The organism is Candidatus Omnitrophota bacterium, from assembly GCA_030688425.1.
In the GTDB taxonomy this organism is placed as follows: Bacteria; Omnitrophota; Gorgyraeia; order Zapsychrales; family JANLHA01; genus JAUYIB01.
This window is the reverse complement of record JAUYIB010000021.1, coordinates 43247-66293: the sequence shown is the minus strand read 5'-3', so window position 1 is coordinate 66293 and position 23047 is coordinate 43247. Positions and strand designations below refer to the sequence as shown.

28 protein-coding genes are annotated in these 23047 nt (G+C 56.4%); 21 read left to right on the top strand and 7 right to left on the bottom strand.

Going from position 1 to position 23047, the window contains the following annotated elements; genetic code table 11:
- Positions 1-1263, bottom strand: coding sequence for a dicarboxylate/amino acid:cation symporter (locus Q8Q08_08950; GenBank protein MDP2654144.1), 1263 nt, complete (start codon positions 1261-1263; stop codon positions 1-3).
- A gap of 54 nt (positions 1264-1317) precedes the next feature.
- Here Q8Q08_08950 and Q8Q08_08945 point away from each other — a divergent pair, with 54 nt between their 5' ends.
- Complete coding sequence (locus Q8Q08_08945) at positions 1318-1611, top strand: BolA family protein (GenBank protein MDP2654143.1); 294 nt, start codon at positions 1318-1320, stop codon at positions 1609-1611.
- Positions 1612-1681: 70 nt separating this feature from the next.
- Here the strand turns inward: Q8Q08_08945 and Q8Q08_08940 are convergent, their stop codons facing one another.
- The 6 genes from Q8Q08_08940 to Q8Q08_08915 form a co-directional block, all read right to left on the bottom strand.
- Positions 1682-2386 carry a sulfite oxidase-like oxidoreductase gene (locus tag Q8Q08_08940; protein MDP2654142.1) on the bottom strand — a complete coding sequence of 235 codons (705 nt, stop codon included), beginning with the start codon at positions 2384-2386 and terminating at the stop codon, positions 1682-1684.
- Between the two features lie 83 nt (positions 2387-2469).
- Entirely contained in the window at positions 2470-3240 is a 771-nt protein-coding gene (locus tag Q8Q08_08935) for an ABC transporter permease (GenBank protein ID MDP2654141.1), read from the bottom strand.
- Between the two features lie 143 nt (positions 3241-3383).
- Positions 3384-4112 carry an ABC transporter ATP-binding protein gene (locus Q8Q08_08930; protein MDP2654140.1) on the bottom strand — a complete coding sequence of 243 codons (729 nt, stop codon included), beginning with the start codon at positions 4110-4112 and terminating at the stop codon, positions 3384-3386.
- Between the two features lie 3 nt (positions 4113-4115).
- Positions 4116-5516, bottom strand: coding sequence for a dihydrolipoyl dehydrogenase (locus tag Q8Q08_08925; GenBank protein ID MDP2654139.1), 1401 nt, complete (start codon positions 5514-5516; stop codon positions 4116-4118).
- Between the two features lie 15 nt (positions 5517-5531).
- Entirely contained in the window at positions 5532-6509 is a 978-nt protein-coding gene (gene dusB, locus Q8Q08_08920) for a tRNA dihydrouridine synthase DusB (protein ID MDP2654138.1), read from the bottom strand.
- Entirely contained in the window at positions 6506-6706 is a 201-nt protein-coding gene (locus Q8Q08_08915) for a hypothetical protein (protein ID MDP2654137.1), read from the bottom strand. Before Q8Q08_08915 ends, dusB begins: the two co-directional genes overlap by 4 nt.
- 130 nt (positions 6707-6836) lie before the next feature.
- On the opposite strand from Q8Q08_08915, the gene Q8Q08_08910 reads away from it, so the two are divergent.
- From Q8Q08_08910 to Q8Q08_08815, 20 genes are all read left to right on the top strand, one after another.
- Entirely contained in the window at positions 6837-8093 is a 1257-nt protein-coding gene (locus tag Q8Q08_08910; GenBank protein ID MDP2654136.1) for a hypothetical protein, read from the top strand.
- Positions 8094-8104: 11 nt separating this feature from the next.
- The gene (locus Q8Q08_08905; GenBank protein MDP2654135.1) at positions 8105-8458 is read left to right on the top strand and encodes a DUF423 domain-containing protein; all 354 of its coding nucleotides are present in this window, start codon (positions 8105-8107) and stop codon (positions 8456-8458) included.
- A gap of 17 nt (positions 8459-8475) precedes the next feature.
- The gene (locus Q8Q08_08900) at positions 8476-9447 is read left to right on the top strand and encodes a zinc metalloprotease HtpX (protein MDP2654134.1); all 972 of its coding nucleotides are present in this window, start codon (positions 8476-8478) and stop codon (positions 9445-9447) included.
- On the top strand, positions 9444-10772 hold the full coding sequence (gene mtaB / locus Q8Q08_08895; GenBank protein MDP2654133.1) for a tRNA (N(6)-L-threonylcarbamoyladenosine(37)-C(2))-methylthiotransferase MtaB: 1329 nt from the start codon (positions 9444-9446) through the stop codon (positions 10770-10772). Before Q8Q08_08900 ends, mtaB begins: the two co-directional genes overlap by 4 nt.
- A gap of 12 nt (positions 10773-10784) precedes the next feature.
- Positions 10785-11297, top strand: a complete 513-nt coding sequence (locus tag Q8Q08_08890) for a glutaredoxin domain-containing protein (GenBank protein ID MDP2654132.1) — start codon at positions 10785-10787, stop codon at positions 11295-11297.
- A 43-nt stretch (positions 11298-11340) separates the two neighbouring features.
- Positions 11341-11724 (top strand): type IV pilin protein, encoded by a 384-nt coding sequence (locus Q8Q08_08885; GenBank protein ID MDP2654131.1) that lies wholly within the window; start codon positions 11341-11343, stop codon positions 11722-11724.
- Between the two features lie 173 nt (positions 11725-11897).
- Positions 11898-14009 (top strand): acetate--CoA ligase family protein, encoded by a 2112-nt coding sequence (locus Q8Q08_08880; GenBank protein ID MDP2654130.1) that lies wholly within the window; start codon positions 11898-11900, stop codon positions 14007-14009.
- Positions 14010-14017: 8 nt separating this feature from the next.
- The gene (locus tag Q8Q08_08875; protein ID MDP2654129.1) at positions 14018-14374 is read left to right on the top strand and encodes a S26 family signal peptidase; all 357 of its coding nucleotides are present in this window, start codon (positions 14018-14020) and stop codon (positions 14372-14374) included.
- A 141-nt stretch (positions 14375-14515) separates the two neighbouring features.
- The gene (locus tag Q8Q08_08870) at positions 14516-14920 is read left to right on the top strand and encodes an SRPBCC family protein (GenBank protein MDP2654128.1); all 405 of its coding nucleotides are present in this window, start codon (positions 14516-14518) and stop codon (positions 14918-14920) included.
- Between the two features lie 12 nt (positions 14921-14932).
- On the top strand, positions 14933-16219 hold the full coding sequence (locus tag Q8Q08_08865; GenBank protein MDP2654127.1) for a DEAD/DEAH box helicase: 1287 nt from the start codon (positions 14933-14935) through the stop codon (positions 16217-16219).
- Positions 16220-16561: 342 nt separating this feature from the next.
- Positions 16562-16726 (top strand): hypothetical protein, encoded by a 165-nt coding sequence (locus tag Q8Q08_08860; protein ID MDP2654126.1) that lies wholly within the window; start codon positions 16562-16564, stop codon positions 16724-16726.
- Positions 16727-16744: 18 nt separating this feature from the next.
- Positions 16745-17008, top strand: coding sequence for a DUF2621 family protein (locus Q8Q08_08855; GenBank protein MDP2654125.1), 264 nt, complete (start codon positions 16745-16747; stop codon positions 17006-17008).
- Between the two features lie 11 nt (positions 17009-17019).
- Positions 17020-19014 carry a hypothetical protein gene (locus Q8Q08_08850; GenBank protein MDP2654124.1) on the top strand — a complete coding sequence of 665 codons (1995 nt, stop codon included), beginning with the start codon at positions 17020-17022 and terminating at the stop codon, positions 19012-19014.
- Between the two features lie 81 nt (positions 19015-19095).
- On the top strand, positions 19096-20019 hold the full coding sequence (locus Q8Q08_08845; protein ID MDP2654123.1) for a VIT1/CCC1 family protein: 924 nt from the start codon (positions 19096-19098) through the stop codon (positions 20017-20019).
- An 88-nt stretch (positions 20020-20107) separates the two neighbouring features.
- Positions 20108-20287, top strand: coding sequence for a hypothetical protein (locus Q8Q08_08840; GenBank protein MDP2654122.1), 180 nt, complete (start codon positions 20108-20110; stop codon positions 20285-20287).
- 284 nt (positions 20288-20571) lie between these two features.
- Positions 20572-20796 (top strand): hypothetical protein, encoded by a 225-nt coding sequence (locus Q8Q08_08835; GenBank protein MDP2654121.1) that lies wholly within the window; start codon positions 20572-20574, stop codon positions 20794-20796.
- Positions 20797-21069: 273 nt separating this feature from the next.
- A complete protein-coding gene (locus Q8Q08_08830; GenBank protein MDP2654120.1) occupies positions 21070-21705 on the top strand; it encodes a DUF1579 domain-containing protein in 636 nt (211 codons plus the stop codon).
- A 39-nt stretch (positions 21706-21744) separates the two neighbouring features.
- Entirely contained in the window at positions 21745-22083 is a 339-nt protein-coding gene (locus Q8Q08_08825) for a hypothetical protein (protein MDP2654119.1), read from the top strand.
- Positions 22084-22143: 60 nt separating this feature from the next.
- The gene (locus Q8Q08_08820; GenBank protein MDP2654118.1) at positions 22144-22599 is read left to right on the top strand and encodes a hypothetical protein; all 456 of its coding nucleotides are present in this window, start codon (positions 22144-22146) and stop codon (positions 22597-22599) included.
- A gap of 79 nt (positions 22600-22678) precedes the next feature.
- Positions 22679-23011 carry a hypothetical protein gene (locus tag Q8Q08_08815; GenBank protein ID MDP2654117.1) on the top strand — a complete coding sequence of 111 codons (333 nt, stop codon included), beginning with the start codon at positions 22679-22681 and terminating at the stop codon, positions 23009-23011.
- Positions 23012-23047 lie beyond the last annotated feature (36 nt).

Below are 23047 nucleotides of genomic sequence, written 5' to 3'. Positions count from 1 at the left end.
TTATGGCTCAATTTTCCCATTTTGTCGAGGGCCTCCGGCCCATCGCTGAACAATGCAACTTCCAACACAGTCGCCTTCGACATTGACCGCGGTCCGGATGGCGTCCAGAGGCCGGTCGATCGGGATGAGGATGGCCACGGCTTCGGCCGGCAAACCCACAGCCTGCAGGACCATGACCATGGTCACCATCCCCGCGCTGGGAATTCCGGGCGCGCCGACCGCGGCCAGCATGGCCGTGAAAAAAACGATGAGCTGCTGGGTGAAATTCAACTCAATACCCACCAGATTCGCGACAAACAGCGCCGCGGCGGATTCATAGATCGCCGTCCCGTCCATATTGACCGTGGCCCCCAACGGCACAACGAACCCTCCGATATTTTTGTCGACTTTCAAATTCTCATTCAGACATCGCATCGTCACCGGCATGGTCGCGGAACTGGAACTGGTTGCGAACGCCGTGATCAGAGCTTCGCGGACCCCTTGAAAAAAGCGGAACGGACCGATCCGGGTCAAGACCCATAACACTCCCGGCAAAGTCACCAACCCGTGGAAAAGCGTCGCGCCGATAACGACCGCGGCAAATGTCCCAAGGCTGCCAAAAAGACGGAGGTCCTGCGTGGCCACTAACTGGGCCAACAAAGCCAGGATCCCGACAGGAGCCAGCCACATAATCCACTCCACCATCGTCATGACGACCGCCATGGCCTCGGAGAGAAGAACCCGCAGCTGGCGGGATTTTTCGCCGGCGGCGACCAGTGCCGCGCCGAATAAAATGGCAAAAACAACAGCCGGCAAAACCTGGGTTTCGGCCAGGGCTTGAAACGGATTTATGAACAGGCCGCTTAAAAACTTAACGAAAAACTGTCCAACGGAAAGCCCCTCCGCATGAAAAGACGCCATTTCGCTTTTAAAGATCCCCACATCCATCCCGGCGCCCGGCCTGAAAGCATTCATCGCGGACATCGACACCGCCACCGAGAACATCGTGGTTGTCGCAAAGAAAAGGAGCGTCAGAATCCAAACCCTGGTCATCCGGGCGTGATCCGCAAGATTCGCGATCCCGCTGCTGATAGACAAAACCACCAGGGGCATCAGGATCATCTTCAGAAGGCCGATAAAAACGCCTCCGGCGACTGCGCAGGCGCCAAGAACCAGGGAAGTACCCGGTGTACCCGGGGATAGACGGAGAAACATCCCCAGGAAAAGGCCAGCCGCAGCTCCTCCCAAAATCCACGCGTTTAATGAGAACCGCTTTTTTTTCATATCGCCATCCCCGGTTGTGTTACAATCGCTCACGGAAACCACATTGGAACCATCATGTCAACCGCGCATAAAATCCGATCAATTCTGAAAATCGAATTCAAGGCCAGGCATCTATCCGTTCATGACGAGTCCTCGCTCCATGCCGGTCATGCCGAAGCCATGAAACAGGGCGGAGGACATTTTGCCGTAATCCTGGTCTCGGAGGTTTTCCGCGGCCAACCACTGCGCAAACGCCACGGACTGATCTACGATGCCCTGAAACCCCTCATGGGAAAGGACATCCATGCCCTTCAGATCAGGGCCCTCACGCCGGAAGAATTCAATGCGCCCGGCTCCCCAATCGCATAGCGGGGCAAAACGGCCGGGCTTAATTCCGGCATTGATTTACGTCACTGCCGATCCATAAATCAAGCCGTCATTAACCCGGGTGCGGTTCGGCATAACGGTCCTCGTCCCACGGCTCCGCCGTGTTAGAATATCCCCGCGCTTCCCAGAAGCCCATCTGGTCCTGCGGCAAAAAAATGATTTCCTTGACCCACTTGCTGCCTTTCCAGGCGTATTTCCTCGGCGTAATCACGCGCACCGGCCCGCCGTGTTCCTTCGGCAGGGGACGGCCTTCCCAGGCGTGGACCAGCAGGACATCCTCATCCATGGCCTCCGCAAGTTTCAAATTTGTGGAATAACCGTCATAGGCCGTGAAATACACAAACCGCGCCGACGGCTTCAATTTCGCTTTCTCGGCCATCATCCGGAACGGGACACCTTTCCAGCGGTTATCCATCCGGCTCCAGGTGGTCACGCAATGGAAATCCGAAACATCCTCAACCTGGGGCATGGCCAAAAAATCTTTCCAGTTCAAAACGTACGGCTGTCCGACCTCGCCCTTGACCTCCAGCCGCCATTTGTCCAGCGGGATGTCGGGCTGAATGCCGAGGTCCAGCACAGGCCAGTTGGGGACCTCGCGCTGTCCCGGCGGAAGCTTGGGCATCCCGTGGCGGTTGGCCGGGCCGCTGCCCAGGACTTCACCCTCGGCCGCTTTCCCGCCGGACAGAAGCCCGCGCTTGTCCCTGGCCCGCCGCATCTTGCCGCGGATAATGTTCTCATTGAAGGAAGGATCTGGCATGGGAAAGCGCTCGCGAGCACATGGACACAAATACACATGCAAAACAACCTGCGTACGTGTGTTCTTGCGTACCTGTGCACCAATCAGGTTCTTAACTTATATCCGATTTTGAACAGATAAACCGTGATGTAAAACGTGACCAGGGCCATTCCCAGGGAAACCACGGCGCACAGCAGGACCGGCGCATGCGCAACGCCGGAAATGCTGTAACGCACGCCGCTCACCAGATAAAACATGGGATTGAGGTGGGAAATGGCCTCCACCGATTTCGGCAGGATCGTGATGGGATGAAAAACCCCGCCAAGCAGGACAAGAGGGATGATGAGGTAGGTGTTCCAGACGCTCAACATGTTGAAATCTTCCGCCCACAGGGCACCCATCATGCCCAGGCAGGCGAAGATCACGGAAATTGTGACGATAAAATAGAGCAATACCATCGGATGGGCAACGCCCATCGGATGAAAAACAAACGACCCGGCAAAGACCCCTATGGCCACGATGGCTCCGCGAGCGACACCGCCGGCCAGCAGCCCCAGGACCATTTCAAAGTACGATAACGGGGACAGCAGGACTTCCTGAATGTGATTGTGCCAGCGGGCGATGAACAGGGACGAGCTGGTGTTCTCGTAGGAACTCGCGATCATGTGCATGGTCATCAGCCCCGGCACAATGAACTGGAAATAATTCATGTCCATGGCGCCGAAATCGATGCGCCGCCCGATGGCCACGCCGAAAATGTACATGAACAGCATGGAGGACACAATGGGAGGGAAAACCGTCTGGGTGGCGACAACGAAGAACCGCAGGATCTCCCGCTTGGATAGCGAGAGGACCCCGATCGGATTATTGATCATAAAAAACTCCACGAGTTTCTCAGATGATGGTCTGGTCATTTAATGAGCGCATCATTTACGGAGTCCCACAGGGACGAACGTAAATGATTTGCGCGAATTAACCCCGGCGATTTGCCCGCCATGCGGTGGGCAGCCGGGGGAGGTCATTCCAATCCCGTGACTTCCAGGAACACATCCTCAAGGGACTTGTCCTGAAGGACCGCTTTTTTCTCCCCGATCCGCACGATCCGTCCATGGTTGATGATGCCGATGGTCTTGCAAAGTTTCTCGGCCTCTTCCATGTTATGGGTCGTGAGGAAAATGGTCTTGCCTTCCTTGTTCAGCTGGGCCAGATAATCCCAGATCAAATATTTGAGTTCCAGATCGCATCCGGCGGTCGGCTCATCAAGGATCAATATCTCCGGGTCATGGATCAGGGCCCGACAGAGGAGGAGCCGTTTTTTCATGCCTCCCGACAAGGCCCGGAATTTCAACGCCCGCTTATCGGCCAGTTGAAAACGCTCCAGGAGTTCCATGGCACGCTTCTTGGCGATAGAAGGGAAAATGCCGAAATACCCGGCCTGATAGACCAACAACTGATGGATGTTCAAAAACGGGTCGAAATTGAATTCCTGAGCGCAGAGCCCAATCAGCCGCCGGGTCTGCGGATATTCGGTGATGGTGTTGTAGCCGAACACCTCGACCGTCCCGGACTGATAATTCGACAAGCCGGTGATGGTGTTGATGGTCGTTGTTTTCCCGGCGCCGTTGGCCCCGAGAAAAGCGAAAAAATCCCCGCGCTTCACCTGGAAAGAAATATTATCCAGCGCCTGGAAGTCCTGGTAATACTTCGTGACGTTTTTGATCAAAATCGCGATATCTGAAGTCCGCATCGTCTACCTCTTGAGGGCCGGTTGTTCCTGGTCCAAAACGGCTTTGGCCTTACGCGCGGCGTTCCGGACGATCTCCGGGAGGGCCGGATGAATATAGATCATATTGAGCAGATCGTCCAATGTGCCGTTTTTGTTCATGAACGCGATCAGCATGTGGATCATGTCCGAGGCCTCGTCCCCGACAATATGGGCGCCGAGGATCCGGCGCGTTGTCCGCTCAACCAGGACCTTCACAAAGCCCGAATCCGATAAAAGGGCCATGCCCATGGCGCTGCTCTGATACGGATTCAACCCCACCACATAATCCACGCCGGCGGCTTTTAGTTCCTCTTCGGTCTTGCCCACGCCGGCCACCTGAGGCCAAGAGAAGACCGCGTGGGGGACAGGAGGGTACTGAATGGTCTCATCCGACGGTTTTTCAAAAACAGTCCGGAACAGATACTCGCCTTCAAAATTGGCCGTATGGCGGTACAAATACCGCCCGATGCAGTCGCCGAAGGCGTATATACCGTCAACCTTTGTCATCAATCGGTCATCCACCCGGACCCAGCCGTGCTCGTCCAGTTCGATACCGGTGTTCTCGATCCCCAAAATGTCGGTGTTGGGGACAACGCCGGTGGCGATCAGAAGGGCATCCGCGGTCAAATGCCGTTCGTCGCGGCCGTTCTCCGCAAAGGTCACCGTGAACTGTTGTCCGGTGTATTTCACGCGGGTGGGAACGGATTGAAAATGCACCTGATGATCCCGCGAAAACACGCGGGAAAATTCCTGGCTGACCTGGCCGTCCTCATGACGCAAAAACCGGCTGCGCACCAGAAAATGGACTTCGGTCCCGAAAGCGGCATACGCGTGGCCCAGTTCGACCGCGATATAACCGGCCCCGATCACGATCATTGTTTTGGGCAATCGTGTGTTGCGCAAAGCTTCCGTGCTGGTCATGAACGGCGTGCCTTCGAGCCCGGGAAGAGAAGGGATATGGGGCCTGGCTCCGACCGTGATAAAAATTTTATCCGCCGTGATGCCCTCGCCCGCCACGCGGAGCACCTTGTTGGACACAAAACGGCCCTCGGCATGATAAAAATCAATATTGGGGTTGCGGCCGTAGCCGGCGGCGATGGACGAGGAATCCGCGTCGACCGTTCCGGAAATCCGGGAAACCAGCTTTTCAAAATTGACCTGAAAATCCGGATTGTTCTCAATGTCGAATTTCCGGGCCTCCCGGACCGCTACGGCCACGTCCGCCGGGTGGATCAGCATCTTGGAAGGAATACAGCCCCGGTTCAGGCACGTCCCGCCCAGCGCGTCTTTTTCGAGGACAGCCACCTTGAGTCCCAGCCTGGCGGCCGGGGAGGTGATCTTGGATCCGCCGCCGGAACCGATGACGATAACATCGTATGTCTTCATGCCGCAAATCCTCTGTTAAACGCCGGCCAGCACCGACTGTTCGCGTTCAAACGCGTTCAACCGGTCCTCGATCTGGGTGACCTCAAGCATGAGCATCAAGTCATTGCGCAATTTGGCGATATTGGGAAGGCCGCGAAAATATCCGGCGTAAAATTTCCGGAACGTCAGGACACCGTGAGGCAGGCCGCGGCACTGGACGGAAAGCTTCAAATGCTCCAGGCACACATCGATCCGTTCCCGCAATGTGGGGGGAGGGAGCAACTCTCCGGTCTGCAGGTAATGCCGGGACTGTTTAAAGATCCAGGGATTGCCGATTGCGCTGCGGCCGATCATGACGCCGTCACAGCCGGTCTCAAACATGGCCTTCACGTCCTGGGCCGACTGGAGATCCCCGTTGCCGATCACCGGGATCGAAACAACGCTCTTGATCTTCGGCAGCCAGGACCAGTCCGCCTTGCCCTCGTGCGCCTGGCTGCGGGTGCGGCAATGGATGGTCAGGGCCTGGACCCCGGCCTGCTCCACCATCTTGGCCGCGTCCAGGATCACGATGCTGTTTTCATCCCAGCCCAGCCGCGTCTTGACCGTGACCGGCAAAGACGTGGCCTTGACCGTCGAACGGACGATCTTTTCGAAACGGGGCAGGTCGCGCAAAAGCCCGGCGCCTTCGCCGCGCATGGCGACGTTCCTGACCCAGCACCCGCAATTGATGTCGATAAAATCCGGTCTGAACTGTTCGGCCACGCGCGCCGCGCCTTCCATGGATTCCTCGCCGCCGCCAAACAGCTGAATGGCCACCGGACGCTCCTCGTCCAGGATGATGACTTTCCGCATGGCCTTGCGGGCCTCGCGGATCAAGGCGTCGCTGGAGGTGAATTCCGTGTAAACGATGTCCGCGCCCATCCGGCGACAGATGAGACGGAAGGCAAAATCCGTGACATCTTCCATCGGCGCGAGGCAGATCGGCCGGTCGACTTCAATGGGTCCGATTCTCATTGTGCGGTGGTTCCCTTGGAAAGGAGAGGCGCGATGATGTCGTCAAACGAGGAGCCGGTCATCAAGCGGTAGGAAATGTAGATTGCAAGCACGGCGGCGACAATAAAAATTTTTTCAACCACGGAGCGTTTTTCGTCAATTAAGAACCATGCGCCCAGAAGCATCATAATAAGCACAAAAATCAGTTCGCGAGGCATACAACCCCCGGTGAAGGTTGGACCTTAAATGGGTTTATTAACGGTAAGCATTATACCGAAATTCACGCCAATTGCAAAGGCGGAAAATTTATTGTATATTAGGGGGCTTTTAAAAAGGGGGCTGAGTTTTATGACGCTCAAAACCGAAGAGTCCGCGATCCGGCGCGGGATCAAAACCGTCGGAGTCGGGAAAAAGGGGAGCAAATCCCTGGATGCCGGCCTGGCGCGGGAAATCCTGGACGACCTCAAGGCCGGGCGCGTTCCGGACGCGGCCAAAGGCGCTTTTTTCGCCGGCTTGCTGAACAAAGGATTGAGCCCGGAGGAAAGGCCCCTCTCAGACGCCTTTCCGCCCGGAGTTTTAGAAGATCCGGTCCGGCTGGCCGAGACACTGGCCTCGGACGCCCCGGACTTCGCGAAAGACGCCTGCGTTGCTCTGGTCCGGGGAAAATCCCTTGATGCTCCCGCCGCCTACCGGCTGGGTCAATTCCTGTTTTCGGACGCACCCGGCCACACGGCGCGGGGCTTTATCGCCAGCTACCTGCGCGTGCGCTATGAATCGGATGATGAATATGCGGGGATCCTCAAAGCCGCCCAGGAAACGATCCGTCCTGAGTTCCAGCGCCCCATCCCGTCCGGAAAACCCGTGATCCAGCTTGCGGAACCTTTCGACGGGGTGGACCACTCTTACATGATCACGCCGCTGGTTGGGACATTTCTCCAGAAAAGCGGGTATCGCAGCGTCCACCTGGTCGGACGCAACGGCGGCCCAAAACTCGTTTTTAATCTCCAGGACATCGCAAAAGGACTCAACGCCGCTTTTTGCAAAAACAGCGATGACCTTGCAGGACCGGCCCCGGTCTTCGGATGGTTCCTCAGCCAGCAGGACCTGTCCCCGGCCCTTGATGCATGGGTGGAATTGCGCCATCAAACCATAAAACGACCGTTTTTGGCGACACTGGAGCGTTTCCTCAATCCGGTCCAGGCCGACGTCCTCGCGGCCTCGGCGTTCCATCCGCCTTACGGGGAAAAAATGCTCACCATCGCCGAACGCGCCGGGTATCCGGGAGCGATCATCATCCGCAACGGCATGGAAGGGACCATGGCGTTCCCGCTCAAGCGCGAAGTCCGCATCCTTTGCTCGGCCCGGCAAGCGGGGGGGCATTATCAGCGGCATGAGATCCTGTTTGACCCGGAAAAATTCCTGGGCGAAGCCCTGCCGATGGATGAAAAGCTCGAATCGCCGTCACTCCCGGAAAATGTCCGGTTGACCCGCGAATTCGCCGACAATGGAAAGACGGCCAACCGGCTTTTTGATCTGCGCGTCAAAACAACTTGCGAAGGGTTCCGGCTGGCCATAGAATGGTTGTCACAATCCACCCAACGATAAGGATATCATTGATGATCTGGGTCAAAATCGCCAGTTTGCTCATGTTCCTCGCCGTTGCGCTGGGCGCCTTCGGCGCGCACGCACTACGGGGAAAAATTTCAGACCATTACCTGGACGTCTACAAAACAGGGGTCCTTTACCACCTGGTCCATGCCCTGGGTTTGTTCGTCGTGGCCTGGCTGGGCACAGTTTTCCAAAACCCGAAAGTGAACCTGGCCGGAATCTTCATGCTGGCCGGGATCATCCTGTTTTCCGGCAGTTTGTACGCCCTGGCTGTCACCGGACAAAAATGGCTCGGAGCGGTCACGCCGCTGGGCGGAGTTTCGTTTCTGATCAGCTGGCTGTTGATCCTGTTCATACGATAATCTAATGGAGGGGCTCAATGATTTCCCTGCAAATGAGGATGTTCCTGCTGCTCTCCGCGCTGTTCGGCATCATCTACGCGATCTTTGTCATGGCAGGCACGGCCATGGGCGTGGGAAGCTTTAACGCCTACCTGGTCCTGTCCCTTGTCATCATGTTCGGCCAATACCTGCTCGGCCCCAAGTTGATTGAAATGACCATGCACATCCGCTATCTGGGCCCTCAGGAATTACCGGCCCTGCACCGGATGGTGGAAGATCTGGCCCGCCGCGCCGGGATCCCCAAACCGAGGATATGCCTGTCCGAGGTCGCGATCCCCAACGCTTTCGCTTTCGGCCGCGGCCGGAGGGACGGACGCGTCTGCGTGACCCGGGGCATCATGAACCTTCTCAGCGAAGACGAACTGCGCGCCGTGATCGGGCACGAACTCGCGCACATCAAAAACCGTGACGTCCTGACCATCACGCTGTTGTCCGTCATCCCGGCCATCCTTTACCGGATCGCCTGGAGCTCGATCTATCACGGCGCCTACCGCCGAAACAGCCGCGACAGCGGAGGGACGGCCGTCATCGGCCTGACCGCGTTTCTTTTTTATTTCATCACCAACCTGCTTGTTCTGTACGGCTCGCGCATCCGCGAATATTTCGCCGACAAAGGCTCCGTCGAAATGGGCAACCGTCCCGAAGCCCTGGCTTCGGCGCTCTACAAGCTCGTTTACGGCGCGGCACGAACAGACCGAAACGAACTGCGGGAGACCGAGGGGCTCAAGGCCTTTTTCCTCAACGACCCGTCCCGGGCCATGAACGAGTTCCGAGACCTGCGCCAGCTCGATGTCAACCGCAGCGGCACCATCGACAGTTCGGAACTTTCCCTTTTGCAGAACAAAGAGATCAAACTCACCGCCACCGACCACATGATGGAATGGATGAGCACGCATCCCAACATGCTCAAACGGATCAAACATCTCTCAGAACTCAAAAATACTTTATGAAACCGAGCATTTCCTTTTACACGCTGGGCTGCCGCCTGAACCAGGCCGAAACCGCCTCGATCCAGAATTCCTTCGAATCCGGCGGTTACAGGGTCGTGGATTTCAAAAAAACGGCGGACATTGTCGTCATCAACACCTGCACGGTCACCGAGAACGGCGACACCGACACCCGGCGGCTGGTCAACCGGATCAACCGGCTTAACCCCGGCGCCCGGATCGCCCTGATCGGATGCCAGGCCCAGGTGCAAAAAGAAAAACTCGCCCGGCTGCCCAATGTCCGGTGGGTCGTAGGCAACGCCCGGAAGATGGAGCTGTTGTCCATCTTTGAGGAATGGTCGGACCCGGACGAGCCGCAGGTCATCACGCCGGCCATTGAAAAGAAACCCTTCATCATCCCGGTGGCGGCGATCGACCGCCAGCACACCCGAGCCAACCTGAAAATCCAGGACGGATGCGACTTTTTCTGTTCCTTCTGCGAGATCCCTTACGCCCGCGGCCGGGCGCGGAGCCGCGAGTTCGGCAACATCCTGCTGGAGGCCCGCGCGCTCGCGGCCGCCGGCCACCAGGAAATCATCCTCACCGGGATCAATGTCGGGACATACCGGCATGACGGGAAAACGGTCAGGGATGTGATTGACGCGCTTGAACAGGTCGAAGGGCTGGAGAGGATCCGCATTTCGTCCATCGAGCCGACCACCGTTCCGGAGGCCCTGGTCCGCAAGATGGCGTCGGGAAGCAAGCTCTGCCGCTACCTGCACATCCCTCTGCAGAGCGCGAGCGATCCTGTCCTCGGTCTGATGAAACGCAAATACAACTTTAAAGAATTTTCGCGCTTTATCCGCATGGCCCACGAAACCGTCCCTGAAATTTGCCTCGGCACGGATGTCATCGTCGGGTTCCCCGGGGAAACAGAGGAACACTTCCGGGAAACCTACGACCGTCTGCTGGACTTGCCGGTCCATTACTTCCACGTGTTCAGCTACTCGGCCCGGCACATGGCCAAAAGCAGGGACCTGGCCGATCCGGTCCCGGTTTCCGTTATCCAAAAACGCAGCGAGCTTTTGCGCGAGTTGAGCCTTCGCAAACGCCGCGTGTATTTTGAATCTCTGGCCGGAAGCGTTCAGACCGTCCTGTTCGAACAGAAAAAAGGGGGTTGGTGGACCGGCCTCACCGACCATTATGTCCGCGTCAACCTCCGGTCCTCCCAAGATCTTCAGAACCGAATGATCCCCGTCCGCCTGGGAACCACAGACGGTATCGCCATGACAGGGGAAATCCTCAACCCGTCCATCCCGGCGTTGCGGGCTGACGCGGGAGTATGCTAAGATGGCTTTGTCATGAAAACGTCCGCATCGATCGCCACAATCCTGATCCTGCTCCTGGCGCTGGCCGCCGAGGCCAAGATCGTCCATTATTTCGACGATGACGGAAAGATCCATTACGTGAACACCGACTTCTCCAAAGTCCCGGACCGGTATCTGCCCCAGGTCAGACCGCAGCTGGCCGACGAACAGCCGGACAAGGTCCTCGATGCGCCCTCCAACAATGCGGTTCTGCCGCCAGAGGAACCAGCGGTCAAAACCAAAACCCCGGGATCCCGGGGAGGAGGGGAGGTCGAATTCTTTTTCGACATCCGTTGCCCCGACTGCAAAAAAGTCGAAGACCTGCTCCAGTCCCTGAAAATCCGGTATGCCCGCTTCAATGTCAGCCGCCACCCTTATGGGATCAATTTTTATCGCCAGGAATCCGGGGACCTCCCCATCATCCGGGCCCAGGGCAAAGTCATCCACGGCGCGGATATGGACGGGATCAAAAAATTCCTCATCGGAGAGGACGAACCGAAAAAATAAAAATCCCTTTCCATTCCCGTCCCGATTTGTTAAGGTAATACCCATGAACCGCAAAGCCTTTACTCTCGTTGAAATTCTCCTGGTCGTCGGCATCATTGCCCTGCTTGCCACGATAGCGATCCCCAACCTGCTTCGATCCCGGCTTTCCGCGAACGAATCATCGGCCCAAAGCACGCTCAAGACCATCAGCACGGCCCTGGAAAGTTACTACGTGACCAACAACAACTACCCGAACAACACTAATCTGCTGATCGGAGACGTCCCGCCTTACCTGAACAAGGATTTTTTCGTCGGGTCCTACAGCGGGTACTCCTACACCAGCAACCTGGGAGATTACTACTACACGATCACCGCCACTCCGGTCAGCGCCAGCACCGGCCTGCACACGTTCACCATCACCACCGGAGCTGTTCTTCAGCAGCTCTGATCAACTGCATTGCTTTTCCCGCCAAACCGCGTTATAATCTGAATTCATAAGTGATCTTCTAAACATTTCAATCTCTGAAAAAGACTCTCTTGTTCCGATCTCCCATCCCGGAGAAAACCACCCGGAACACCAAATTTTTTAACCTTATTTTTTGCAGAGAAAGGATTTTCATCATGAAAGAAGCCAGCGTAACCACAGGAGGCAGGGACTCGGCGGCTTCCCACCAGTCCCCGGGGAAAGACCTAAAATGCATCTTTCTGCCGGAAAGCGTTGCCATCATCGGGGCTTCCGCAAGCCCGGAAAAAATCGGGCACCAGATCCTCAAGAACACCATTGAACTGGGTTACACGGGCCAAATTTATCCGATCCATCCCACCTTGTCATCCGTCTGCGGCCTGAAGGCCTATCCTTCGATCCTGGACGTCCCCGGCAGAGTGGATCTGGTGGTCATCGCGGTCCCGGCCCAGCACGTCATCCCGATCTTCGAGCAGTGCGCCCAAAAAGGGGTCAAGGGAGCGGCCGTTATCACCTCCGGGTTCGCGGAGGTCGGCAACGTCACGGACGAACACCGGCTCAAGGAAATCGCCGACCGCCACAACATTTCGCTCCTCGGGCCGAACATCTTCGGGGTGGTCTACGCGCCGAGCAAACTGAACGCCAGTTTCGGCCCCAAGGACATCCTGCCCGGGAGGATCGCCTTCATCACACAGAGCGGCGCCCTCGGGATCGCCATGATGGGGCAGACCGAAATGGAAAAGATCGGCCTGGCCGCGGTGGTCAGTCTCGGCAACAAGGCCGACATCGAGGAAAAGGAAGTCATCGAATATTTCAATGACGACCCGAACGTGGACACGATCCTGGTCTACCTGGAAGGACTCAAGTCCGGCCGCAAATTCATGACAACCGAAATTCGCAAACCCGTCGTCATCCTGAAGGTGGGTCGTTCCAAGCGGGGGAGCAAGGCCGCGGCCTCGCACACCGGATCGCTGGCCGGCTCCGACAAAATTTATGACGCGGCCTTCAAACAGCTCGGAATCCTGCGCGCCGATTCCTTCACGGAGGCGTTCGGCTGGTCCCGCGCCCTGTCCCTGCCCAAGCCGAAAGGGGAGGAACTTGTCATCATCACCAACGGCGGCGGCATCGGGGTGCGCACAACGGATGAGTGCGAAACCGTCGGCCTGAAACTCCTCGATGATCCTTCCTGGCTCGAGGCCAAATACCGCAAGACCATGCCGGACTTCGGCAGCACGAGAAACCCCATCGATATCACCGGGCAGACCGGCGCCTACGGCTACCAGGAAGCGACGAAAATTTCCCTGGCCGAGGACAAAGTGCACGGGGTCATTGTCCTTTACTGCGAAACGGTCGTCACCGACCCGATGGACATCGCCAACGTCGTCAAAACCGAGTATGAATCTTCTAAAAGGAGCAAACCCGTCGTCGTGGCCATGGTCGGCGGGACCCGGTCCCGCGACGCCATCGCTTTTCTCAACGAGCACCACATCCCGGCGTTCAGTTCCGTGACCGAGGCGGTTTCGTCCCTCAAGGCGCTGTACCACTGGCAAAGCTTCGGAGAAAGGACACGGGAAGAACCGTCCATCGCCCCGGTCCCGGCCGAAGCCCTGGAGATCATCGAGCAGGTCAAGTCCAAGGGCCGCAATTTCGTCCTGGAACACGAAGCCCGGAGGATCCTGGAGCTCTGCGGCGTGGCCAGCCCGCGCTGGCATTTCGCGAAAAACGTCCACGATGCCATCACCCACGCTGACGGGCTGTATCCGCTTGCCATGAAAATCGCGTCTCCCGACATCATCCACAAAACGGAAGTCGGCGGGGTCGCGCTCCACATCCAGGACAAGACCGAATTGACTTTCAAGTTCAACCACATGCTCAAGACCGTGGCCAGCAAGGCCCCGGGCGCCCGAATCGAAGGGATCAACCTGGTCAAAATGGTTACGGGGATCGAATGCATCGCGGGATTGAGCCAGGACCCGCAGTTCGGGCCCGCGGTCATGTTCGGGCTCGGCGGGGTTTTCGTCGAGATGCTCAAGGATGTCTCGTTCCGGATCGTGCCTTTCGGCGAACAGGAAGCAGGCCGTCTCCTGGCGGACATCAAGGGACAGGAAATTCTCAACGGGTTCCGCGGGATCGAGGCGGACAAGGCCTCGCTCGTCAAAACATTGTGCGCGATCCAGGCGCTCGCGTTGCATGTCAAGGAAATCGACATCAACCCCCTGATCGTGAACAAAGACGGCAGTTTCGCCGCGGACGCGAGAATCATTATATAGGATCACATATGACTCGGCTCAAAATTTCCATTACCGCAATCGTCGTCACCGGGATTCTCGGAATATGGGCCGCCATGATTTTTATCCAGCCGTTCAAGATCATTTATCCGGACGGGAGCGTTGAGCGGCTCTGGGTCAACAAATTCGTCTACCGTTTTCAAGAGCCTCAACCCGGGGACCGGGTCATTTTCGACATGCCCGACGATCCGCTGCTATCGCGCCGTATCGGGTATGTGCTGGGGTTCCCGGGAGACGAGCTTCGGTTCGGACTGCCGGCCACCAAGGGACAATTCGTTATCGTCAAATGGAGGGAGGAGTTCCTCATCATCCCTCGGTCCTCCCTGATCGGGAAAGCGGCGCCATAACGCCCCGCGCGATTCTTGACCAACCTGATTGCTTTTTGCTTCCCATGAAGGTATAATCCTCTCGGTCCTCAAGGCATTTCGTCGCCTCCTCGCTCAGCACGAATAACCTCGAATGACGCAAAAACGGTTCCGCGGAAAAACATGACGGGCTTACGGGAATCAAAAACGCTGAGCATTGCCATCGATCGCGACCCGCAGGCGGTGTACGCGTTTGTCACCGATCCGGAGAATCTCCCGAAATGGGCCGTGACGTTCTGCCGGTCCGCCGTAAAATCCGGAGAAGGATGGCGGATCGAAACTTCGGCAGGGCCCATGGCCGTCCGATTCGCCCCCCGCAACGAATTCGGGGTCATGGACCATTATTTGACGCTGCCTGACGGAAATGAGATTCTTGTCCCCATGCGTGTCGTGCCCAACAATAACGGCTGCGAAATGATCTTCACCATCTTCCGGCAGCCGGGCATGTCCGACGAAAATTACGCCAAGGACGCGGGGCTGGTGGAGCAGGACTTGAAAAATCTAAAACATATTCTCGAGAAACACTAAAGGGAGACTCTTATGTCCCCGGAAAGCGAACACATGAACAAACCTCACAATCATCACACGCAGGAACCCGCGGCCGAAAGCGGAGGAAGCTTCTTCGGTTTAGGCATCGCGCCCAAAATACTGGAAATCCTGGAACGAATCAAATTTGTCACGCCGACCCCGATCCAGGTCAAGGCCATCCCCCTGGCGATCCAGGGGCAAGACGTGATCGGCATCGCGCAGACAGGGACCGGCAAGACCCATGCCTTCGCCATCCCCATGGTCCAGCGCCTTGCCCAGAACGAAGGCATGGCCATCATCCTCGCGCCGACGCGTGAGCTGGCACTCCAGATCGACGAAGCCGTGCGCATGATCGCCCACGCCTTCGGCATGAAGACCGCCTGCCTGATCGGCGGGGCCCCCATGCACCCGCAGGTGGAAGCCCTGCGCAGGAGACCCCGCATCATCATTGCGACCCCGGGACGTTTCATTGATCATATGGAGAATCACCTGATCCAGATGCCGCGGGTCAATATGCTGGTCCTGGACGAGGCTGACCGCATGCTCGACATGGGGTTTGCCCCCCAGGTCGAAAAAATCCTGCGGGTGACCCCCAAAGACCGCCAGACCATGCTGTTCTCGGCGACCATGCCGGGAGAGATCATCCGGATGGTCAACGCGCACATGAAACTCCCGACTCACGTCGAAATCGCCCGGTCCGGGACGACCGCCGACCACATCACGCAAGAGCTTTACATCGTCAAACGCGAATCCAAGCTCAAATTATTGGGCAAGGTCCTCTCCCAGTACCGCGGCACGGTGCTCTTGTTTATCCGCACCAAACACAGCGCGCATAAAATCGTGCGGGAAGTCCGCGCCATGGGACACCGCGTGGCGGAGATCCATTCCGACAAATCCTTAAGCCAGAGGAGAGAGGCGCTGGAGGGGTTCAAATCCGGAAAATACCGCATCCTGGTGGCGACCGACATCGCGTCACGCGGCATCGACGTCACCCGGATCGAACTTGTGCTCAATTACGACCTGCCGGACGACGTCTCCAACTATGTCCACCGCATCGGCCGAACAGGCCGGGCCGGATGCGCGGGGCACGCGATCTCATTTGCCACGCCCGACCAGAGCAGCGACGTGACCAGCATCGAGCAGATGATCCAGATGCAGCTGCCCATCGTGCGGCACCCGGACATCCAGACGGAAGAATTTGTCCGCCCCCAAAAGCCCGCGCAAGCGGCGCCGCGGCCCAGAGACCCCAGGGCCGGAAGAGGCCGCCGCCGCGATTTCCGGCATTTCCGCCGAAGATAACGCCAAAAATCAAACCGGGCCGCGGTCATGAAGGAAACCATCTGTTCTCATTGTAAAAATCTGATTTACGACGACGAGGCCTTGCTCTGTCATTTCTGCGGTGAAAGCCTCCCGAGAGCCAGCTCAGGGGCCATGGGAAAAATTCTGGGAGGGAAAGGCGGCTTGACGTTTGCCCTGGTCTCCGCACTGGTCCTTCTCGCACTTCTCGCTCTGACCGTGCGCTGACTGGTCACCGGCACCGAAGAAGGAAGACATGAGCACGTTGAATCCCAATGCTCTTGGTCTCGCCTTGAGCACCCTCTGAGGAGAGGGAATTCTCCTCAGAGGATTTCTCGCGACCGTATGCAGTTGGACCAAACGGTCCGTCGATGCGTTGCCGTGATGTCCCGGGGATACGGGACCAATCCCGCCGGTGCGCTCATCGGAACAACCCGGGGTTTTGTGGACGCCTTTATCGGCGGCTATGTTCTGGCCTGGCTGTACAACAGGCTTTCAAAATTGTCATAACAGGTAGAGGACTCGACCATGCCCGCGACCTGGGATAAAAACACCCATGAAAAATTTGACCAATTGATTGGGAAAATTCCAATATTCATGCGGGACATCGCCAGGGAAAAAATTTCCCAACGGGCGGAGAGCATCGTCAAACAGGACAACCGCTCGGAGATCACGGAAAAAGACATGGTCGACGCCTTTTTCGCCGAAACCCCGTTCGGCTTCCACGGTCCGATGAAATCCGACATGGAAACTGTCGGCATTAATTACACCCAATACGGTCACCCCCCGTAGTGATCCCGGCCGTGAGGACCCTTCAGGAAAAAAAACGCGATACCGCGCCATCCCTCTGGTATTACGTTGTCCTATCCGCCCTGTGTCTTATCAACCTGGCCATTTTTGCCGGTGTCGCCTCGACTCCCATCCACTGGCAGCAGGGCGAATTCGGTTACTACAACCTTTTCTGGTCCACACGATGGGAAGGACGGGAGACCCTTCTCCTGGAATCGGGACTACGCCCGACAGATTTTCTCAAAATCTTCCAATCTCAGGAAGTGGACACCTGGTTTCGCGCAAGGCATTTTTCTTATTTGACGGAGATGCTGGCGTTCAAGGCCAAACAATCCTTTGAGATCGTTTCCTTCCACAGTATCTCGATTTTCACTCTCCACCTGACCAACGTCACTCTGTGTTTTCTCATCACGCGCATATTGACAAAGAGCACCGCTGCGGCAATGCTCACGGCCCTGCTATGCCTGAATTCCGGCATCGCCATCGCCACCGTGCTGTTCCCGTTCCGGAATGCCAAACTTCTGGTGACGGCCCTGACTCTGGGCACGTGGCTGTTCATCCTTTCCACGGACGGCAGATTTCTGAAATCCTCCGGGAAACGCATTGCCGGGTTTATCGTGCTGACAATGCTTTCATGTTTTACAGATGAATTATCCGTATTTCTTGTCCCCGTCTCATTTTTGCTGATCTTTTGGAAATCTCCGAACCGCAAAGAGGACTTCCCAAAACTGCTGATGCTGGCCCTGGGGATATTATTTCTCCACCGAACGCTATACACCCTGATCATCCTGTTCGAAGCCCGTTTCCAAAATTTGATCATCCCGGATCTGAATGGCATATATCTTCAACAGTTGGCCCAAAGCTATTCCTCCATCGCTGTCGCTGCCGAAATAACACAGATTTTCTTCATGGAATTTCTGAGAAAAAATTTTGGGTATTGGGATTCAACATGGGGGGGAGCGCTCTCGCTGGGGGCCTTTGCCGGCCTGGTGTTTTTCACGTTGCTCCACGCACACGAAAAAAGGCACAGGCCCATCTTGACCGCTTTAGCCATCGTCATCCTGGGCCAATGCTTGTTTTCCATTGACATTTTTACCACAAACATTCCTTTCAAAAATTTTCCCAGCATCTTCTACGCCAACTATTACTACACCTACCCGGCCTCCATCATGGCATGCCTCTGGCTCGGGTTGGGCCTTTCCCGCACGATCCTGACCCGCAAGCCGCTTGTCTTGGCCAGCATGCTCTTGATTACGGTTATCAATCTCTCAAACTTCCGCCACAAAGACCAGTTGGTGGAGACGCCTCTGAAAATCCACGGATACCACCAAACCCACCGCCCGATTATCCCTCATATTCTGGCATTGGAGAAAAAACTGCCGGGTTTATTGAAAAGCGGTCCCGTATATTTGTCTTTTCCCAGTGGCAGCAGGCCCGTTTTTCAGAGGAAGCTGGGAGCAAAGGACCTCTGGTCGATCGACCCCGTTGCTCATCACCAGGAATTGCTGCCGAGTTTCGCCAGCTATTCCACCCTGATCCCCGTCGCTTTCCTGCGGAGAATAGAACGGGGAGACCTCGTCATGTCCCTTCAAAACGTCTCTGCAACAACGGCACCGGGAAGCACCCCGGAGCCTTTCCGCGCCCGCTGGTTCTGTGATGTCCCCCGGGGCGTCTGCCTGGATTTAACCGGAATTAAAAATTCGCAGCCGGAAGAGCACCGTTCTCTCAAAATCATTAAAAAAGACACCCTTCACCGGACGATCGCAGCCCCCAAGCCGAAGCCTTATGACCGTTGCGTATTTTTTGTTAAAGGCGCCGCGTCCATTGATGTCCATGGCCTCAGTCAAGAACCGATTCATCTGCGCCAGCGATACGGCAATTCGTTTCAAATGTTTGAAGTTCCCCCGGCCGATCATGACGGCGGCCCCGTACACGTCGAACTGACCGTGGTCCCCGTTGGCCCCGGAGATCACCAAGTTGAATTCCTGGGGCCTTTTTTTCTTAACTGATGCAAAGTCTTGCTCGCAAGATTTGTGGCGCTCCGCATTCCTTACGAAAGCCCGTAGACACTTCCACCCAAAACTGCTATCATGCCTGCGAATCGATCGAAGCAGAAACAGGCTAAGAAGGGAAGCCCTGAACCCATGAACGCCCGGCAATACATTCTGGACGAGTACTCCGATTACCTGCTGTATAATGACCTCGCGTCGCTGGAAAAAGACCCCCACAACAGGGAAACCCTGCTTAAACTGGCCGAACATGAGTACGGGCATCATCTCTTCTGGAAAAAATTCGAGCCCGGCTACGAGCCGGTGGTCAGCCGGTTTTTCCTGTTCCAATTCCGCCTCATGCGCCGCCTCTGCGGGCTGACCTTCACGATCAAATTCCTGGAACGCCACGAACACCTGGTTGTTGACGAGTACAAAAAAGTCGCGGCCGAACTCGAGGGCGAGGACAAGGCCGCGCTGGAACAGATCATCCGCGACGAAAGCGAGCACGAAAACTTTTTCATCGGACAGATCCAGGAAGCGGTCATCAAGTATATCGGGTTCATCGCTCTGGGGCTGGCCGACGCGATCGTGGAAATCACGGGTGTGCACGCCGGTTTCCTGGGTGTCACCAATTCCACGCTCTTTGCCGGTATTTCCGGCCTCATCGTTGGGTTTTCAGCGGCGATCTCCATGGGATCGGCGGCCTATCTGCAGGCCAAACAGGACACCGAACGGTCCGCGTGGGTCTCGGCCGTGACCACAGGGATATCCTACATTTTCTCGGTCATTATGCTGGCCATCCCGTACTTCCTGACCCAAAACATGAGCCTGGCGTTCATTCTTTCTACGCTGGTCGGGATCGGGCTGATCGCGCTCTTGACCTTTTACAGCGCGATCGTCTTCGACCGCCGTTTCTGGCGGGAATTCCTGGAGACCGTCGGACTTATGTTATTGACCGCGGGGGCCACGTTTGTGCTGGGGACGTTCCTGGGCAACGCCTTCGACATCCAGCATAGACCTTGACAATCGTCAAAATCCTTGCTATATTTTCACTCCAGTCCGGGACGAGAATCGGTCCCGGCCGGAGTTACCAACACAGAGAAGCAAACCCATGGTTATCGCAACGACAACGATCAAAAACACCCCTAACGGATGCACCCTCCAAGGCATCCTGATGCGGATGGACTGCGCCTATCGCAGCCCCATCGCATCTTGGCCGACAGGAATCACGGGCAGGAAGCACCGCTTTGATTCCTGTATTGCCGCGCCGGGGACCGTTGTTGTCAGATAACCGTTTTCCAAGCCGTACTTAATCCTTAAAATCCGTTATCGAACTCAACACCCCGCGGGCACAGGCCGCCAGGATTGGCGCGTCTCTTTGGCCACGGGGTTTTATTTTTTTTGACCATTAACCGGCAGTCATCGCCAGAAAGGAGGGGATCCATGACCGACATGCAAATCTGGATAAATGTCCATTACCTTTTTTGGACATCTTATCTGAACGACAAACGTCTGGAACAGGCTCAAAAAAACGAAAAAAGCTGAACAACAGAAAGGAAATGAGAGGTGATTGACATGAACCGATTAACCTTCAAAAACCGGCTCCCGCTCAAACGGGATACCCGTGCTGAAGTGCTGAAGGTGACCGCCCTGATCTACCTGGACGATGCCCTGCGCAAGGAGGAGTATGAAAAATGCGCGGGGCTCCTCCGGCAGGCCCGAGGCTTCGGAGCGACCGAGGCCGAGGTCAAGGGGGTCCTCAAGCCCTTCATCACACGGGTGAAGCGTGCCGGGAGGTAACAACAGGAGAGAAACCTGATGAACTGTTACGTTCCCGCATAAGAGGACAGGGTCTTTAAGAAAGCCCTGTCCTCTTGTTTTTATCCCCCCGTTCCTCTGCATTCTCCTCATCCTCTGCCTTGCAATTCCCACCCAATCCCTGTATAATTCCCTCCATGCAAACATGGGACAATGTGCGCTGACGGAAAGGCGCAAATCCCGCGTCTTGCAAAATTGTGCCGTTTGCCGAAAAAAACCTCTAAAAAACAACCCTCCACATAAGGAGCTCCCAATATGAAAAAATTCTTCCTTTTATCCTTAACTTGGTCTATTGCCCTGGCCGCAGGAATATTGTTCGCCAGCCCTGCGCGGGCGGAGGAAAAACCCCCGGCAGCCGCATCAACGGAAAAAGCCGGGATGGACGAGACCATGATGGCCAAGTGGCAGGAATATTCGACACCGGCCGAAGGCCACAAGGCCCTGGAACAATTCGTCGGCAAATGGGACCACACAGTCAAATGGTGGATGAAGCCGAACAGCGAACCGGAAGTTTCGACAGGGCAAAGCGAAATCCAGTGGATGTTGAGCGGCCGGTTCCTCAAGCATGAAGCCACTGGCACTTCCATGGGCCAGCCGTTCGAAGGGCTGGGGATTTACGGCTATGACAACGCCAAAAAACAATATACTTCCCTCTGGCTTGACAACATGGGCACCGGCATCATGAAGAGCTTCGGGCAATATGACGAGGCCGCCAAGATGTTCACGGAAACCGGCAAACATACCTGCCCCCTGTCAGAGAACAACGAAAGGGTCTACCGCGGCGTGACGAAATTCACCGATGCCGATCATTACACATACGAATTTTACACGCTGGGTGAGGACGGCAAGGAATTCCGCGCGATGGAGATCACTTATTCTCGCGCAAAGTAGTATTCGATACTCGCGGGGCTCAAATACGCTGGGGACGGCATGAAAAAAACAAACGCCCTGATTCTCATTTTCCTTTTCCTCGTTTCCGGCGTGTACGCGCAATCCGCGCTGAACCAGGAAATCCCCGAGGGGATGGAGGCGATTCAGATCGGCGGCAGCGGCTGGCTGATCGTCCCCAAAGGCGCCAAAATGCGGAAGGTCGGGGCCCAGATCATCGTGGAGGGCGTCAGGGAATACATGTCCCGGAGGTTTGAAGAAACAGACGACCGGCTGACGAATCTTGAAATGGCCGTGGAAATATTGGCGCAGGAGATCGAATACCTCCGGCCGGCAAACCAGGAACTCCCGGCAGAGGGCGGCAGCACCATCGTCCCGTAAAGACCGGATCTCCGCACCTTGCAATGGAACGCGGCCCAAAAAAACAGCGCAGGGGGAGGAATGACAAAAACGCGCGAATTCTTTAACGCCGTTGACCCGGTCATCGCCGAATGGATGGGCCGCCACGGGCTCATTCTTCTGCGCTTTTCCCTGGGGATCATCTTCATCTGGTTCGGACTGCTCAAATCCTTCGGGCAAAGCCCGGTCAATGACCTGGTCGCCCGCACGGTTTACTGGTTCGACCCGAAAATATTCATCCCGGTCCTGGGCTGGTGGGAATTTGCCATCGGGGCGTGCTTCCTGTTCAAGCCCCTGATCCGCGCCGCCATTCTGCTGTTGTTCCTGCAGATCGGGGGAACGTTTCTGCCTCTGGTCCTTTTACCGGAGGTTTGCTTTCAAAAGTTCCCGCTTGTCCTGACCATCGAAGGGCAATACATCGTCAAGAACCTCCTGATCATCAGCGCGGCCATCGTGATCGGAGGGACGGTGCGCGGGCCAGAAGGCGCGAAGGGATAAACGGCCCGGGCCGGCGGGGAAAGGACCCCGGCTCGGAACGCTTCAAAAATTAACAGCATCCTTCACAAAGGAGAACGGAATGAAAAAAGAACTCGGAAAAACATCCACAGGCCTTCAACCCAACGTCGCCGCCCTTCTAAGTTATCTGGCATTCTTTGTCACCGGCATCATCTTTTTTGTGATCGAAAAGGACAACAAATTCGTGCGCTTCCACGCCATGCAGTCGATCATCACGTTCGGCGCTATCTTCGCCCTGCAGGTCGTCTGCGTCGCCACGGTCATACTGATCATCCTTGTGCCGCTTTTGAATATCGCCGCCGTCATCCTCTGGATCATCCTGATGGTCAAGTCTTACCAGGGCGAGATGTTCAAACTGCCGGTCATCGGCGACATCGCGGAACAAAAAAGCTAAAGAAGACTGCCCCAAGGACCGCTGAGAGCGAAGAGG

Coding starts and splice junctions, on each gene's coding strand:
- Q8Q08_08950 (MDP2654144.1), bottom strand. CDS start 1,263: ATGAAAAAAAAGCGGTTCTCATTAAACGCGTGGATTTTGGGAGGAGCT.
- Q8Q08_08945 (MDP2654143.1), top strand. CDS start 1,318: ATGTCAACCGCGCATAAAATCCGATCAATTCTGAAAATCGAATTCAAG.
- Q8Q08_08940 (MDP2654142.1), bottom strand. CDS start 2,386: ATGCCAGATCCTTCCTTCAATGAGAACATTATCCGCGGCAAGATGCGG.
- Q8Q08_08935 (MDP2654141.1), bottom strand. CDS start 3,240: ATGATCAATAATCCGATCGGGGTCCTCTCGCTATCCAAGCGGGAGATC.
- Q8Q08_08930 (MDP2654140.1), bottom strand. CDS start 4,112: ATGCGGACTTCAGATATCGCGATTTTGATCAAAAACGTCACGAAGTAT.
- Q8Q08_08925 (MDP2654139.1), bottom strand. CDS start 5,516: ATGAAGACATACGATGTTATCGTCATCGGTTCCGGCGGCGGATCCAAG.
- dusB (MDP2654138.1), bottom strand. CDS start 6,509: ATGAGAATCGGACCCATTGAAGTCGACCGGCCGATCTGCCTCGCGCCG.
- Q8Q08_08915 (MDP2654137.1), bottom strand. CDS start 6,706: ATGCCTCGCGAACTGATTTTTGTGCTTATTATGATGCTTCTGGGCGCA.
- Q8Q08_08910 (MDP2654136.1), top strand. CDS start 6,837: ATGACGCTCAAAACCGAAGAGTCCGCGATCCGGCGCGGGATCAAAACC.
- Q8Q08_08905 (MDP2654135.1), top strand. CDS start 8,105: ATGATCTGGGTCAAAATCGCCAGTTTGCTCATGTTCCTCGCCGTTGCG.
- Q8Q08_08900 (MDP2654134.1), top strand. CDS start 8,476: ATGATTTCCCTGCAAATGAGGATGTTCCTGCTGCTCTCCGCGCTGTTC.
- mtaB (MDP2654133.1), top strand. CDS start 9,444: ATGAAACCGAGCATTTCCTTTTACACGCTGGGCTGCCGCCTGAACCAG.
- Q8Q08_08890 (MDP2654132.1), top strand. CDS start 10,785: ATGAAAACGTCCGCATCGATCGCCACAATCCTGATCCTGCTCCTGGCG.
- Q8Q08_08885 (MDP2654131.1), top strand. CDS start 11,341: ATGAACCGCAAAGCCTTTACTCTCGTTGAAATTCTCCTGGTCGTCGGC.
- Q8Q08_08880 (MDP2654130.1), top strand. CDS start 11,898: ATGAAAGAAGCCAGCGTAACCACAGGAGGCAGGGACTCGGCGGCTTCC.
- Q8Q08_08875 (MDP2654129.1), top strand. CDS start 14,018: ATGACTCGGCTCAAAATTTCCATTACCGCAATCGTCGTCACCGGGATT.
- Q8Q08_08870 (MDP2654128.1), top strand. CDS start 14,516: ATGACGGGCTTACGGGAATCAAAAACGCTGAGCATTGCCATCGATCGC.
- Q8Q08_08865 (MDP2654127.1), top strand. CDS start 14,933: ATGTCCCCGGAAAGCGAACACATGAACAAACCTCACAATCATCACACG.
- Q8Q08_08860 (MDP2654126.1), top strand. CDS start 16,562: ATGCAGTTGGACCAAACGGTCCGTCGATGCGTTGCCGTGATGTCCCGG.
- Q8Q08_08855 (MDP2654125.1), top strand. CDS start 16,745: ATGCCCGCGACCTGGGATAAAAACACCCATGAAAAATTTGACCAATTG.
- Q8Q08_08845 (MDP2654123.1), top strand. CDS start 19,096: ATGCCTGCGAATCGATCGAAGCAGAAACAGGCTAAGAAGGGAAGCCCT.
- Q8Q08_08840 (MDP2654122.1), top strand. CDS start 20,108: ATGGTTATCGCAACGACAACGATCAAAAACACCCCTAACGGATGCACC.
- Q8Q08_08835 (MDP2654121.1), top strand. CDS start 20,572: ATGAACCGATTAACCTTCAAAAACCGGCTCCCGCTCAAACGGGATACC.
- Q8Q08_08830 (MDP2654120.1), top strand. CDS start 21,070: ATGAAAAAATTCTTCCTTTTATCCTTAACTTGGTCTATTGCCCTGGCC.
- Q8Q08_08825 (MDP2654119.1), top strand. CDS start 21,745: ATGAAAAAAACAAACGCCCTGATTCTCATTTTCCTTTTCCTCGTTTCC.
- Q8Q08_08820 (MDP2654118.1), top strand. CDS start 22,144: ATGACAAAAACGCGCGAATTCTTTAACGCCGTTGACCCGGTCATCGCC.
- Q8Q08_08815 (MDP2654117.1), top strand. CDS start 22,679: ATGAAAAAAGAACTCGGAAAAACATCCACAGGCCTTCAACCCAACGTC.